We start from the raw sequence: 14,266 nt of genomic DNA, 5'->3' as shown, positions 1-14,266 counted from the left end.
GTAACTAAGTAAATTAAAAAACTGATTGAGAGGATATTATGAAGAATAAAAATTTTGCCAAAATGGCAGTAGCTATGGCACTTTCTACAAGTCTCTTATCTATGGGCTTAAAGCCTGTTTATGCAGAGACAAGTGATTTAACTTTAGCCAAAGCCGATGAAAATCAATCAAGTGCTAAAACTTACGATAAAGCAAAGGAAGATTTTGATAAGGCTGAAAAAGCTAAAAAAGAGGCAGAAAAATCCCTTGCCACAACCGATAAAGAAATAAAGGCTAAGGATGATGAAATTGCCGAAGAAAAAACAAAGGAAGAAGAAACTGCTAAGCAAGCAGAAAGCCTAAAGGATAAAGAACAACAAGTTCAAAAAGACCTAAATGAAAAACAAGAGGAGAAAAAGACTCTTGAATCTGATTTGGCTGAGGCTAAGGAAGCTAATGCCAACCTAAAAGCCCAAGAAGAAGAAAAGACAGGAGCCTTGGAAAAGGCAAAAGAAGAAGAAAGTCAAAGCCAAAAAGCCTTTGATGAAGCAAATGCTAGCCTAGAAGCCAAAGAAAAAGACTTGGATAAGGTTAAAAAAGAGGCAGATGATCTAAAAGCTAGTCTTGATAAAAATAAGCAAGAGACTGAAAAACTAGAAAAAGACCTTCCAAAAGACAAAAAATCTTTGGAAGATAAAAAGCAAGACCTTAGCAAGCTTGGTGGTGAAAGTGAAGCTTACAAGAAGGCTAAGGCTGAAATAGACCAAGCAACAAAAAAATTATCCGAAAATGAAGAAGAAGTAAAAAAAGCTGAAGCTGAGAAAACTACCCTAACTGAGGATAAGAAGGCCAAAGAACAAGCCATCGACCAACTAGAGAAGGAAAACAAAGCCTATACTTACCAGGCTAATAAACTTGCAAATGACAAAAAGGCTAAGGAAAACCAACTTAAAGCCAAAGAAGATGAGCAAGACAAGCTTCAAAAAGACCTTATGGCCTATGAAGAAGAACTTGAAAATCTCAAGAAAAAAACAAAGGAATCCCTAAGCCAAGAAGATATTGACAAGGCTAAGGCTCAGTGGGCTAGGGGAGCTATGGGCTTTTATGAGGCTATGGGCTCTCAAGATGCCTTGGATGTTTTTACCAAACAAGTTCAGGCTGACGCTTATTCAGGAAAAAATTCAGCCAAGTACCTAGAAGCCAATGGAGAAAATCTCAGAGAAAATGACTCCAGAGACTTAGATAGGATGAGACAATCTATTGAGTATATTAGAAAACTCAATGAGATTAGACAAAAACGAGGGGGAATTGATAAAAGACTGCTCTCTATTGTAGGGATTTCTGACTTTGAAATGGCAGTAGCCCAAGGAAATGCCAACTATTCCCAAGATAAAAAAAATCACGCTACCCAATACAACCCACCATTCGAAAACCTATATTGGGGCTTTACCGAAGATGCAGATACTGCATTGAAGTCCTGGTATAGCGAAGAATATGTTTTTGACTACTTGAGAAGTCTTGGCTATAAGTCCAGAACAGAGATGGACAGAGCGAAGTTAACTGACGAGCAAAGAGCAGGTCTTGCAAAATACTATGCTGAAAAGTTAGGTAATGACGACCAAGCGAAGAAATCAGCTCAGCGTATGGCTAAACACCCAATGGTAGGCCACTATACTAATATTGTCGATCACTTGATGTGGCCAGTGGATTACTCTAAAAGAGATTCGACAGTAGCTGGTTATGCTTATAGGCACTCATCATATACTCAATCACTAGCTCCACATTACACCCAAGGCAAACCAACAGTTCAATCTATGGTTCTTAACTATAGGAAGGATACTGATGTAAGCTTTAGAGCAGCAGGTGGATCATCATCAAAAATCTATTCTGTAGATGAATATCTAAAGAGATTTGATACCTACTATAACGACCTAAAGAGAAAAATGGAAGCAAAACCAGGTATGAGTAGTGAAGATAGCCAAAGGATTAAGGACCTTCAGTCAAAAATTGCTGAACTTAAGAAACAAATTCAAGATACCAAGGCTAGCTATGATACCGAAGTAGGTCAAATTAATAATGAAATCAAGGCTATCGATGCTAAAATCCAAGAGCTTAAGGATGCGAACAAGGACTATGAAAGTAAGAAGGATGCCCTTAAGAAAGAATTAGCAGAAAGAAACCAAGACCTAACTGCTAATAAGGAAAAACTAGATACCTTACTTGATGAGAAGAAAGAACTTGAAAGCGAGAAGAAAAGCAAGGAAGCCTATTTGGCAGGTCTTGATAGCAAGAGAAGTGGGCTTGATAAGGAAATTTCAGAGCTTGAAGAAAAAATCTCCAAGGATGAAAAATCTTTAGAGGAAGCTAAGACTGAGCTTGAAGAAAATGAAAAAACTCTTGCAACAAAGAAGGCTGACCAAGCAAAACTTGAAGAAGATGTAAAGGCACTTGCAGATAAAAAGGACGCTCTTGCCCTTGACCTAACTAACAAAAAAACAGCCACAGCTAAGGCTCAAAAGGCTGTAGACGACTTGAAGGATACTAGCGAGGATATAAAGGCTAAGGAAGAAAAAATAGCTAAGCTAGGTAAAGAAATTCAAGACTTGGAAGCTGATATGTTAAGTGTAGTCGATAGGCAAAAAGAAACTTCCGAGAAGCAAAAGGAACTTTCTAATAAAATCGCCCTTCTCCAAAGTCAAAAGGCTGACCTAGTTGAGAAAAAATCAAAACTTGAAGAAGATTATAAGAACAAATTAGCTACCTTCAAATTAGCTGAGTTAGAACTTAACAAGTTTGCCAAAAAACTTGTTTTTGACCTTGACGGTGGAAGTCTTGAAGGTTCAAGTGATAAGCTAACAATGGAAAAACTTATTAACAGTGAAATCACCCTCCAAAGGCCAAGAAGAGAAGGCTATGCCTTTAGCTATTGGTTGGCTAATGGAGAAAAACTCATGGCAGAATCTGTCTATAAGGTTCTTGGAGATATGAATTTCAAGGCTGTATGGGAAAAGATTGTAATTCCACAAGTAAATGCTCAAAAAGAAAAAAATAAGCCAGCGAAGACCCAACAAAAACCTAGTGGCAAGGCAAACCCTTCAAAGAAAGCCACAAGCGAAAAATTGGCGGTAGCAAATATTATTGCAGGCAAGGATACTAAGAAAAATCCTAAAACAGGTATAGGCTCTGAGGCTCCAAGTCTTGGTCTAAGCCTTCTAGCCCTAATGGGTCTAGTTAAAAATAGAAAGAAAAAAGAAGATTAGTAAGAAAGCTTTTGCCAAAGTTACAAAGACCAGCTGTCCTCGAGGTAGCTGGTCTTTTTCTGGGCAAAGGCTATTTTTCTAGGAAAAACTTGGAAAAAATTTTGCTTTTGTGATATAGTATATAGCAGTGAAAAAGGAGAATATATGGAAAAGAATAAAAAACCTAAGAAGTCGAGCCTGACTCGCAATATCTTTATCGCCCTTATTTCTGCGATAGTGCTCGGTCTTTTGCTACAAAGTAAGGCACAAATGCTAAACGCCTACATCAAACCAATTGGAGATATTTTCTTAAATCTAATCAAGTTTATAGTAACTCCAATAGTATTTTTCTCAATAATCGGTGGGATTATTTCAATGAGAGATGTTAGAAAGGTAGGAGAAGTTGGAATTTTTACCATTCTTTACTATTTTTTTACGACAGCCTTTGCCCTAGTTATAGGCCTAGGTTTTGGGAATATATTTAAGAGAATCTTTCCTTTGATAGGAACGAGCAACTTGGAGTATGAAGTTCAAAACAAGGTATCCTTTGTCGATACTTTGGTCAATATTTTTCCTAAGAACTTCCTAGCCCCAATGTATGAGGCAAATATGCTCCAGATAATTGTTGGAGCAATCATAATTGGACTTTCAATCCTAGTAATAGATAAGCTTAGACAAGAAAAAGCGATTGATGCGGTAAATCTTCTTAATGAAATCTTTATGAAGGCTATGGAACTTATCCTAGGCCTATCTCCAATAGGAGTTTTCTGCTTGCTTTTACCAGTTATAGCAGAAAATGGACCAAAAATTATTGGATCCCTTGCATCAGTCCTACTTGTTGCCTATCTGGCCTACTTACTTCATGGACTTATCGTTTATTCATTCACAGTAAAGACTATGGCAGGCATGAGTCCAAAGGAATTTTTTAAGGGGATGCTACCCGCTATTATGTTTGCCTTTTCCTCAGCCTCATCAGTTGGTACTCTTCCAATCAATATTAAATGTTGCGAGGACTTGGGGGCAGACAAGGATGTAACAAGTTTTGTCCTTCCTCTAGGAGCGACTATAAATATGGACGGAACGGCCATCTACCAAGGCGTCTGTGCTATTTTTATAGCATCTTGCTATGGGATAGACCTAAACTTGGGGCAAATGCTAACAATAGTGCTAACTGCAACTCTAGCTTCAATCGGAACAGCGGGAGTTCCAGGATCTGGTATGATAATGCTTGCCATGGTTCTTCAGTCAGTCAACCTCCCAGTAGAGGGAATAGCCTTAGTTGCTGGCATTGATAGGATTTTTGATATGGGAAGAACTACACTAAATATCACAGGAGATGCAACAGCAGCAATCATCAACACATCAAGGCTAAGGAAAAAAGGAAAAATTGCATAAAACAAAGGACTGGTCATTACTATGAATAAAATTCCCATCATTAGAGGTTTGTCTAAGAAGCAATAGACCGTTTAGGCTCTAATGATCTGAGGGATTTGTTCATATAACCAGTCCTTTTATGTACAAAAAAACTACTAGGCTCCTAGTAGTTTATTTATTTAATTCATTTAGTAGGTATTCGCAGTCCATACCATGAACCATACAAGCTTCTTCTAAAGTCTCGTATAGGGATGATGGACATGCTATACAACCCATTCCTGCCATCAAAAGTGTATTGATAGCTTCTGGTTTTATTTGAATTATTTCTCCGATAATCATATCACGAGTAATTTTTTTATCACCTGTTTTGTCTGTTGTTTTGTTTTCTTCTAAAGCCATATACAGCCCTCCTTGTTAGTATTATTTTACTATAAAAATTTTCATATTCAAAGTGTTTCACTAGGGTATCATATAGGTAGTGGAGGTTGTATGGATAAGAAAGAAAATATTTTGAAAAACATAAGTGAAGATAGGAAAAGATTATTTACTATAAATAAAGAAATCGAAGAAGTGGGCAAGGCTTTACCCTTTTGGGAGGTTTTTCTAATTCCACTTGTTATATCTTTAGGCATAGGTGGCTTGGTTTGGAAAACCAGTCTTAGCAATGGTCAAAAAATCGGTATATTTTTGGCGACTTTCTTCGTTTCCCTTGGAATTTTCACAATAAATATCAAGAAAAACAAACAAAAACAAAGAGAAATCTTAATTGATGAAAGAAAGAGGATTCAACATAGGATTTTTGAACAAGGAAAACTTCTAAAAGACTAGGGCTCTTCCTAACTTAGGTTTTGTAAGTTTCTTAGTTTTTCTTTGGACTAGATTAAGATTGAAAAAGAATTTATATTCAGTATAGTATTAGCAGTTAAAGACTAAGAGTGCTAAGGAGGAAATATGAAAAAAGAATTTAAGGCTGAAGCCAAAAAAGTTATGGATTTGATGATTAATTCTATTTATACAAACAAGGAGATTTTCCTAAGAGAATTGATTTCAAATGCTTCAGATGCCCTTGATAAATTATACTATAAGGATCTTTCATCAGATAATTCTACCGATAAGGCAGATTATTATATAGAAATAATACCAAATAAGGAAGAGAGATCCCTTACTATTGTGGATACAGGTATCGGTATGGATGAGACCGACCTTGTTGAAAATCTTGGAACTATAGCCAAGTCCGGGACAGAGGCTTTCAAAAAAAGTTCAGATAAAGCTGAATTGAAGGATCTTATAGGTCAATTTGGTGTTGGTTTTTATTCAGCCTTTATGGTGGCAGATAAGATTGAGGTTTTGACTAAGAAATTTGGGCAAGATAAGTCTTATTTGTGGGAGTCTGTAAATGCTGACTCCTATGAAATAAAAGAGGCAGATAAAAAAGACCATGGTACAGAAATTAAGTTATTGCTCAAGGAAAACACAGAAGATACCAATTATGATGATTTCCTTGACCAATATACTATAAGAAATCTAGTAGAAAAATATTCCAACTACATCAGATACCCTATCAAGATGCTTGTAAATAAGACTAGAAAATCTGCTGATTCTACAGAAGATGAGCCAAAATACGAGGACTATAAGGATTATGATATCCTAAATTCCAAGGAGCCAATTTGGAAAAAGAACAAGTCTGACCTTAAAGATAAGGACTACATCAATTTTTATAGGGAAAGTCACTATGGCTTTGATGAGCCACTTTCATGGATACACTTTGCAGTTGAAGGAGTGGTAAGTTTTAAGGCTCTTTTATATATTCCTAAGAAGGCTCCTTTTGACTACTATGCTAAGGACTACAAGAAGGGTCTTGAACTTTACTCTCATGGTGTAAAGATTATGGATAGGTCAGAAGACCTAATTGATGATGCCTTTTCTTTTGTGAAGGGAGTTGTTGATAGCGATGATATCAGTCTAAATATTTCGAGAGAGACCCTCCAACAAGATAGGCAAGTGAGAGTTATAGCCAAGCAAATCAATAAGAAGATTAGGCAAGCCTTATCAGATTTGATGAAAAATGATAGAGAAAAATACGAGTCTTTCTTTAAGGAGTTTGGCAATAGCTTGAAGCTTGCAATTTATGAATCCTTTGGAGCAAACAAAGATGACCTCCAAGATCTTTTGCTTTTCCATTCTAGGAAGGAAGATAAGTTGGTTAGTCTTTCCGAGTACAAAGAAGCTATGAAGTCAACTGATGAAAATATTCTATATGCAGTTGGAGATAGCCTTGATAAAATCAAAAATTCACCAGCCCTTGGTCTAGTTGATGAAAATACAGATGTCCTTCTCCTTGATGAAAAACTTGACGAGTTCCTTATCAAAATGCTCAAGGACTACAAGAATTTGCCTTTCAAATCTATCAACCAAGAAGAGGACAAGGAGGGCGAAGAAAAGGACGAGTCTACAAGCAAGCTAATTGACTTTGTTAAGGAAAATACCCCTGATGATGTGGTAGATGTAAGGTTTACTGACAAGCTAAAAGACCTACCTTCCCTCATCAAACAAAGGGGAGAAGTATCTATTGAGATGGAAAAAACATTGAAAAATCAACCACAAGCTATGGGGATTAAGGCAGATAAGGTTCTTGAAATTAGCAAAAATACCAAGGCTTACACAATCCTAAAGGAAAATGTGGGAAGTGATGAGGCTAAGGCAAAGATGATTGTAGGACTGTTGCTCGACCAAGCAAGGCTTATGGAAGGACTAGAAATAGATGACCCTGTAGCCTATACAAAAAATATTTGGAAATTAATTTAGGAGATGATATGGAATATCAAAGAAAAAATGTGTGGTTGAATATCGACCAAGCCAAAAGAGATGACCTAGAAAATGTTGCTAAAGATTATATGAGCTTTCTTGATAAGGCAAAGACAGAAAGACTTGCCGTAAAAGAGATTGTAAGAAGGGCTGAAGCTGTTGGATTTAGAAATATTGACCAAGTGATAAAAGAAAATTCCCTAAAGGCAGGAGACAAGGTTTATGCCAAAAACAGGGAAAAGGCAGTAGCACTTTTTGTAATCGGAGATAAGGGCTTTGAGGAAGGAATGAGCATAGTTGGAAGCCATTTGGACAGCCCAAGGCTTGACCTAAAACCCCTACCTCTATACGAAGCTAAGGGAATATCCTACCTCAAAACCCACTATTATGGTGGAGTTAAAAAATATAACTGGACCAATATTCCCCTAGCTCTTCATGGGGTAATCTACAACCAAAAAGGTGAGAAAATTGAGGTTTCCATAGGAGAAAATGACGATGAACCAGTATTTTTCATATCAGAACTCCTAATCCACCTATCCAAGGACTTGAACGAAAAGAAGGCAAGCAATGTTATCGAAGGAGAACAACTAAACATCATAGTAGGTTCTATCCCTCTAGCAGACGAGAAAGAAAATCCAGTCAAGAAAAATATCCTAAAAATTTTAAATGAAAAATATGCTATCAGGGAAGAGGACTTCCAAGTAGCGGAATTTGAAGTAGTGCCAGCTGATAAATCAAGACTTGTAGGACTTGATTCCTCAATGATTATGGCTCATGGTCATGACGATAGGGTATGTGCTTATACATCTCTTCGTGCCATCCTTGAATGTGAAAAATCAGAGAAAACTTTGGTAGGACTTTTTGTAGACAAGGAAGAGATAGGATCCGTTGGAGCTACAGGAATGACCTCTAAGTTTTTTGAAAATACAGTTGTAGAGCTAATGAACCTTTTAGGAGGAGTCGACCTAGTAAGCTTTAAAATAGCCATGAAAACTTCCAAAGTTCTATCAGCAGATGTAACCCTAGCTGAAGATCCAAATTTCCTAGAGGCAACAGAAGAAACTAATACAGCCAAACTTGGCAATGGTGTTTGTCTAACCAAATACACAGGCTCAAGGGGCAAGGCAGGCTCTAACGATGCTGATGCAGAATACCTCCAAGAAGTAAGACTCGCCTTTGACAAGGGAGAAACAATTTGGCAAACAGGAGAACTAGGAAAAATCGACCAAGGTGGTGGTGGAACAATAGCCTATATTTTGGCAGAATATGGTATGCAAGTAGTCGATTGTGGAACACCTGTTATATCCATGCACGCACCCCTAGAACTCGTAAGCAAAGCCGATGTTTATGAGACTTACAGGGCCTACAAAAGTTTTTATAAAAATATTTGACAAGGCTATTTACAAGCGTATAATTAATTAATTAATTAATTTGACATTACTTCTTATTCATAGTATAATAGTAAACATAACGAATGAGAGGATGATTAAATGGCACATAAATCAGTTCAAGACATTAGAGATGAAGTAAGAAGTAATGTGGGTAAGGAAGTTATTCTCAAAGCAGACATGGGAAGGAAAAGGGTTAAAACCAAGACGGGTATAATCGTAAATGCTTTCCCAAGTGTATTTACAGTAAAGGTTAACAATGATTTTGATGTAGAAAGAACAGTATCTTATACTTATTCTGACATCCTAACATCAACTGTTAAACTTGTAGGTAATTAAGACTAAGGGCTGTTGCAGACTTTTGCAGCAGTTCTTTTTTTGCCATAAAGGAGGAAAGATGAAAAAAATATATGCAGATTTACATGCACACACCAACCACTCGGATGGACTTTTGGAAATAGAAGAAGTATTGACCCTAGCCAAAGAAGCTGGTGTCGAGGTGCTTGCCATAACCGACCACGACACTAGCAACCACTTTGGTGAAATCAAGAAAAAAGCTGATGAGATAGGAATAAAAACCCTAAAGGCACTCGAGATGAGTTGTTATGATTATCAAGTAGATAAAAAAGTCCACATAGTAGCTCTTTTTATGCCAGAAAAAACTCCGCATATAGACCGCTTGTGCGATGGTTTTCTAAAAAGAAGGGACTACAACCACAAGAGACTAATCAAAGACTTACAAACTAAGGGCTATGATATAGATTATAAAGCTTGCAAAAAATTTTCTCCATATTCTATAGTCTTTAAGTCAAATATAATCTCAGCCCTCAAGGAGAGATATCCAGAAAAAGCTGATGAAATTACCTTTAAGTCCGTATTTGGTTCTATGAAGGATAAGAAGAAAAATATAAAAATGGGCTATATTGATGTAGAAGAAGGGATTAAGGCGATTCTTGCTGATGGAGCAATCCCAATCATAGCCCATCCTTGCCAGTATGAAAACTACCCAGAAATAGAAAAATACCTTGGCTTTGGCTTAGAGGGAATCGAAATCTCTCACTCAAAAATGAAAGAGATTGACTATAAGATAACCAAGGATTTAGCAAAAAAATACGACCTCCTAGAATCAGGAGGTACCGATTTCCACGACCCACAAAAACTACACTTTGGAGAATTTGGGCTAAGCAAGGAAGAATTTGATACTTTGCTAGAAAAGTCTGGCAGACAATTGGATCAATAGTAGATGATTTTGGACAAAGAATAAAAAAGTCAGAGCTTGTATTACTTAGGTTCTGATTTTTTAGTAGGATATTTACAAACTTATCCTTACTTTATAAGCCTAAAACCAAAGGACTCGTGAATTTTAAGAGCTTTCTTCCTGAGTGCTTCCAATTGTTGTTAACCTCCAAAAGATTATCAAAACTAAAGGAGGGTCTGCTAGAAGCTCTAGTAAAGTTCTCAAACTCCCTACATCTAAACTTATGCTTAATAACCATTTTCATATCTTGAGTGTTTTAACCTAGGGGTGATGCTAGTAATTGCAAGGAGCGGATAAGGTTAATGTTTTTATTTAGGTGATTGTTGGATATTTTGTTGTATTGGGTTAATGGTATTTATTAAAATAAAAAAGAGGCTCGAGACCTCTAAATTTTACGAATGTATTTTTATTATTTAGCTACATTTTAGCTACAAACTCATTACTTTTAATTATTATTTATTCCTTTTTATTATTAAAATAGAATATTTATAAAGCTAATTCCTTTATATTCCGTCTTATTCTTGTATATTCTGAATATTTTTTGTATGGTGGAGAATAGGGGACTTGAACCCCTGACCTCTTGACTGCCAGTCAAGCGCTCTCCCAGCTGAGCTAATTCCCCAAGTCGTTTTTATTTTAACATATTCAAGGAAAAAAAACAAGCCATCTTGCGATGGCTAAGCTTATATTTTTTTGTTGACCCAGTCTCCTTGGTGGAAGCGGTATCTTAGGCTTACAAATCGTGATGTTTGGTCGGATAGGATACCTAGCCAGATTCCAACTATTCCTAAGTGGAGGATGTTTACGGCAAGGAGGGTTACTGCACTTCTTATGAAGGTTACAGATACTAGGGCGACTGCTAGGGTATATTTGACATCTCCAGCAGCTCTTAGGCATCCTCCATAGATTGTTTGGGATATTTGGAGGAGGACTATGAGGGTTAAAAATCTTGTTATTATTACGCCATAATTTATTATTTTTCCGTCTGTAAAGAAGAGGCTAAAGATATTTCTTCCGAATACTATCAAAATTATAGAAACTATAACTGATAGGAGAAATCCGATTTCTTGGCAGACTTTTCCGTAAGTTTTGGCACCTTCCTTATCTTCGGCTCCTAGAGCATTTCCCGAGAGGGCTATTGCTGCAACCTGCATTCCATTACCTAGAGAGAAGGTTAGGGATAGGAGGTTCATTCCAACATTGTGGGCAGCGAATATTTCTGTACCAAGACTTGCGGCAGTTATGGCTGTAACAAGAAATCCTATTCTTGCTGATACATTTTCTACAAAAATATTAAAACCTAAGTTGGCTATGGATTTAGCAATTTTTTTGCTATAGGCGAATTTTACTTTAACAAAATGAACAAAGTTAAGGTAGGATGCTTTTCTTGTTAGGGAAATTATGCACATAAGACTTGCCACAACTGTTCCCAAAACTGTAGCAATAGCTGCACCTCTAATTCCTAGGGCAGGAAAGCCAAAGTTGCCATAGATGAGTAGGTAGTTAAAGGTCATATTGACAAGAGAGCTTACTAGGTTTGATATGAAGGCTATCCTTGTATTTCCACAACCTCTGTGCCCAGCATTTATTACCATGGCTATGGCGTTAAAAATTATTCCACCCATTATGATTTGAAAGTATTGGATGGATAGGTCGTGGGTTTGGGAATTTGAGCCTGCAAACTTTAGGATTGGGTCAAGGAAGGGCATCATTAATAAGTCTACTAGGACTACAAAAGCAATTGCTATGTAGATGGCAGTAACAAGGGTTCTATTTGCCTCTTCTCTGTTGCCCTCACCCTGCCTTCTTGCGACTAGGGCAGAAACTGCGGCATTGATTGAGAAAAATATGGTTAGGGCTATAAATTTTGGTTGGGTTGTAAGACCGACTGCAGCGACTGCACTTGGGCCCATCCCCGATACCATGAAGGTATCAATTATATCTGCGATTGAAATAAAGAAAAATTCTAAGAGGGCTGGCCAAGCAACCCCTATAGACTTTTTCCAATAAGTTTTACGTTCCAAGTCTCCTTCTTTCTAATAGATAAAATTCAAGTATTTTTCGATGTTTATATTGTCTTGGTCGGTTGTTTCTATGACCATCTTGTAGATTTTAGATATTGTTTCTACAGTTTTTTTGGCGGATTCTTCTATACAAGCTCCCTCCAAATAGTAGGCAATGAAGAGTCCATCAAAGAGATCTCCAGTTCCTGTAAGTCTTTTTGGGAGTTTCTCATAAGGAATTTCAAAGTCGTAGACATCGTAACCTTTGACAAAGTATTTATTATCTTCTTTGACTGATGTTATTAGGAATTTTTTGCCAGCTTTTTTGTATTTATCGTAGTCTATAGCAAGGAACTTTGCCTCGGTTGAATTTGGGGTGATAATGTCGGCTATGTCGATCAAGGACTTGTAATTTTCAAGAATTGCTTCATCTACTGTAGGATATAGGCTACCATCATCGCCCATTATTGGGTCAAAGAGAATAGTAGCCTTGTAGGATAGATTTTTTACATAATCATAGATTATATCTCTTTGCTTAGTCGTGTGAATGTATCCTATAGAGATTAGGTCGAATTTAAAGTCTAGGTTCTGCCAATTTTTCAAAGCATCTTCTAAGTATGTAGTGCAGTCTAGGATTGCATTTTTTCCATAGGAAAAGTTGTTTGCTATAAGGGCTGTTGGCAAGAAAAAGGTATTGTGTCCCTTGTAAGAAAGGACATTTTCCATCATTTTGCCTGCGATTTTACCTAGAGAAACAAAATCATTTATAATAAGTATGTTTTTCATGTTTTTTTCACCTCACCTTATATCTTATGAATTATAAATCTCTTGTCAACCTATCTAAGTGTAATCTTTCTAAGAAAATGATATAATAGGGTATAATTATTTTTTATTGTTTGTCTTGTTGCTTTTTGTTTCATGGTTTTACTCCTTTATAATTTTTGTTTGCTTATAAAGTAGTTTTGTTGTAAAGTCTTTATAAGCGTATAGGTGTTTTAGGTACTTTAAAAGTCCTTGCTTATATGTTATAAAGTGGGGTTCAAACTACTTTATTTTTGTTAGATAGTTGGTATTGGTAGTACCGACTATCTTTTTTTTGTTTACTTTTCCTTTTTATTGATTATTTCCTTGTATTGTAAATCAATACCTTTTCTAATTATTTGTGAGGCGTTCAAGTATGTTTCTTTACTTATTAAGTCAAATTTTTTAAAGTCATCATTTGAACCTCTGGCTCTTAACCATATATCCTTTTTTCCTTCTTCTTTATTATTTATTTTTATCATCTCCTAGTTTTTCTTTTGCTAGTCTTAAAGTTATTTGGTCGCTTCTTGCCTTTTATATATAATTAATAAAAGGGTAGGGGCAAGACCTACCGTTTAATTTTGCTTGACCTCTTTTTAAGGGGGCTTTTTAGTCTTCTAGTGTCTTTTGTAAGTCTTCAATTAATTTCTTGAGTCTTTCAAGTCTTTCTTCTTCATTATCTTCATTCTTTAATTCTTCAAGTCTATCCAATAACATTCTTAAAAAACCGTTGAATTGTTTATCAGTCATTCCCATTTGTTCCATTTGTTTCTCCTTTCTCTTACCTTATTCAATAAGCTTTATTTATTATTATTTTTAATTTCTTCAAAAACTTTTTTAACTCCCATATTAATTATATCGGTTTTAGTTTTATTTAATTTGTTGGCACAAAACTCAAGAGTCTGTTTTTCATCTTCGGTCATCCTTATTCTTGTTTGATATTTTTTAGGGTCATTTGTTGGTCGTCCCATTTTCTTTTTATCTTTCATTTCTTGCCCTTTCTTTTATATTAAGGTATATTAATTTTACTAAGGTGGGAGGCAAGACCTACCAAGGTACAGTTACAATCTTGTCAAGATAGGGGGCTTATCTAGCTTTTACCCTGTCTTTTTTTGTGCTTATTTTTTAGCTTCTTTTATTAATTCATCAATTAGCTTTTTAATTTCTTCTATTTTGTTATCATCTAATAATTTTTTTAGAGATAATAAGAAGCCTAAAAATTCAAGTCTTGTCAACTCTTCTGGTTCGTTCTTTTCTCTTGCTATATTCCTTTTTTATCCTCCTTTCTTACTATAAATATAACATTCGTGTAACCGTAAGTGAACCATTTTTTAAAAGTTTTTAGTTATCATGTTTATTTGGCGGTCAGGTTAACTTACTTTTATAAATAATAATATATAATATAAGTAATAATATAGT

The 14,266-nt window shown here is 35.9% G+C and carries 13 protein-coding genes and 1 tRNA gene; 7 read left to right on the top strand and 7 right to left on the bottom strand.

The features are described 5' to 3' along the window. Nucleotides 1–38: 38 nt before the first annotated feature. Together Q0W95_RS01340 and Q0W95_RS01335 are read left to right on the top strand one after the other, a co-directional pair. On the top strand, nucleotides 39–3,239 hold the full coding sequence (locus Q0W95_RS01340) for a hypothetical protein (protein WP_297788925.1): 3,201 nt from the start codon (nucleotides 39–41) through the stop codon (nucleotides 3,237–3,239). 144 nt (nucleotides 3,240–3,383) lie between these two features. Then, nucleotides 3,384–4,613 (top strand): dicarboxylate/amino acid:cation symporter, encoded by a 1,230-nt coding sequence (locus Q0W95_RS01335; protein WP_297788922.1) that lies wholly within the window; start codon nucleotides 3,384–3,386, stop codon nucleotides 4,611–4,613. 150 nt (nucleotides 4,614–4,763) lie between these two features. On the opposite strand, the gene Q0W95_RS01330 is transcribed toward Q0W95_RS01335, so the two are convergent. Continuing rightward, nucleotides 4,764–4,991: a DUF1858 domain-containing protein gene (locus tag Q0W95_RS01330; RefSeq protein WP_297788919.1), complete on the bottom strand. Its 228-nt coding sequence runs from the start codon at nucleotides 4,989–4,991 to the stop codon at nucleotides 4,764–4,766. Nucleotides 4,992–5,081: 90 nt separating this feature from the next. Between Q0W95_RS01330 and Q0W95_RS01325 the strand changes: the two genes are divergently transcribed. From Q0W95_RS01325 to Q0W95_RS01305, 5 genes are all read left to right on the top strand, one after another. Next, on the top strand, nucleotides 5,082–5,420 hold the full coding sequence (locus tag Q0W95_RS01325; protein WP_297788915.1) for a hypothetical protein: 339 nt from the start codon (nucleotides 5,082–5,084) through the stop codon (nucleotides 5,418–5,420). 123 nt (nucleotides 5,421–5,543) lie between these two features. Beyond that, complete coding sequence (gene htpG, locus Q0W95_RS01320; RefSeq protein WP_297788912.1) at nucleotides 5,544–7,397, top strand: molecular chaperone HtpG; 1,854 nt, start codon at nucleotides 5,544–5,546, stop codon at nucleotides 7,395–7,397. Nucleotides 7,398–7,405: 8 nt separating this feature from the next. After that, a complete protein-coding gene (locus tag Q0W95_RS01315) occupies nucleotides 7,406–8,788 on the top strand; it encodes an aminopeptidase (RefSeq protein WP_297788909.1) in 1,383 nt (460 codons plus the stop codon). 99 nt (nucleotides 8,789–8,887) lie between these two features. Beyond that, a complete protein-coding gene (locus Q0W95_RS01310; RefSeq protein ID WP_297788906.1) occupies nucleotides 8,888–9,124 on the top strand; it encodes a Veg family protein in 237 nt (78 codons plus the stop codon). Between the two features lie 58 nt (nucleotides 9,125–9,182). Then, nucleotides 9,183–10,025 carry a PHP domain-containing protein gene (locus Q0W95_RS01305; RefSeq protein WP_297788903.1) on the top strand — a complete coding sequence of 281 codons (843 nt, stop codon included), beginning with the start codon at nucleotides 9,183–9,185 and terminating at the stop codon, nucleotides 10,023–10,025. 564 nt (nucleotides 10,026–10,589) lie between these two features. On the opposite strand, the gene Q0W95_RS01300 is transcribed toward Q0W95_RS01305, so the two are convergent. The 6 genes from Q0W95_RS01300 to Q0W95_RS01275 form a co-directional block, all read right to left on the bottom strand. Beyond that, a tRNA-Ala gene (locus Q0W95_RS01300) sits at nucleotides 10,590–10,665 on the bottom strand. Nucleotides 10,666–10,726: 61 nt separating this feature from the next. Then, entirely contained in the window at nucleotides 10,727–12,067 is a 1,341-nt protein-coding gene (locus Q0W95_RS01295) for an MATE family efflux transporter (RefSeq protein WP_297788901.1), read from the bottom strand. A 12-nt stretch (nucleotides 12,068–12,079) separates the two neighbouring features. Next, nucleotides 12,080–12,832, bottom strand: a complete 753-nt coding sequence (locus Q0W95_RS01290; protein ID WP_297788897.1) for a PfkB family carbohydrate kinase — start codon at nucleotides 12,830–12,832, stop codon at nucleotides 12,080–12,082. Between the two features lie 314 nt (nucleotides 12,833–13,146). Beyond that, nucleotides 13,147–13,329, bottom strand: a complete 183-nt coding sequence (locus tag Q0W95_RS01285; RefSeq protein WP_297788894.1) for a hypothetical protein — start codon at nucleotides 13,327–13,329, stop codon at nucleotides 13,147–13,149. Nucleotides 13,330–13,456: 127 nt separating this feature from the next. Beyond that, a complete protein-coding gene (locus tag Q0W95_RS01280) occupies nucleotides 13,457–13,612 on the bottom strand; it encodes a hypothetical protein (RefSeq protein WP_297788891.1) in 156 nt (51 codons plus the stop codon). Between the two features lie 35 nt (nucleotides 13,613–13,647). Next, the gene (locus Q0W95_RS01275; RefSeq protein WP_297788888.1) at nucleotides 13,648–13,836 is read right to left on the bottom strand and encodes a hypothetical protein; all 189 of its coding nucleotides are present in this window, start codon (nucleotides 13,834–13,836) and stop codon (nucleotides 13,648–13,650) included. Nucleotides 13,837–14,266: the final 430 nt, after the last annotated feature.

The sequence above is a fragment of the uncultured Anaerococcus sp. genome (genome assembly GCF_947253225.1).
GTDB lineage: Bacteria > Bacillota > Clostridia > Tissierellales > Peptoniphilaceae > Anaerococcus.
The sequence above is the reverse complement of the archived record's forward strand: the minus strand, read 5'-3'. Positions and strand labels throughout refer to the sequence as shown.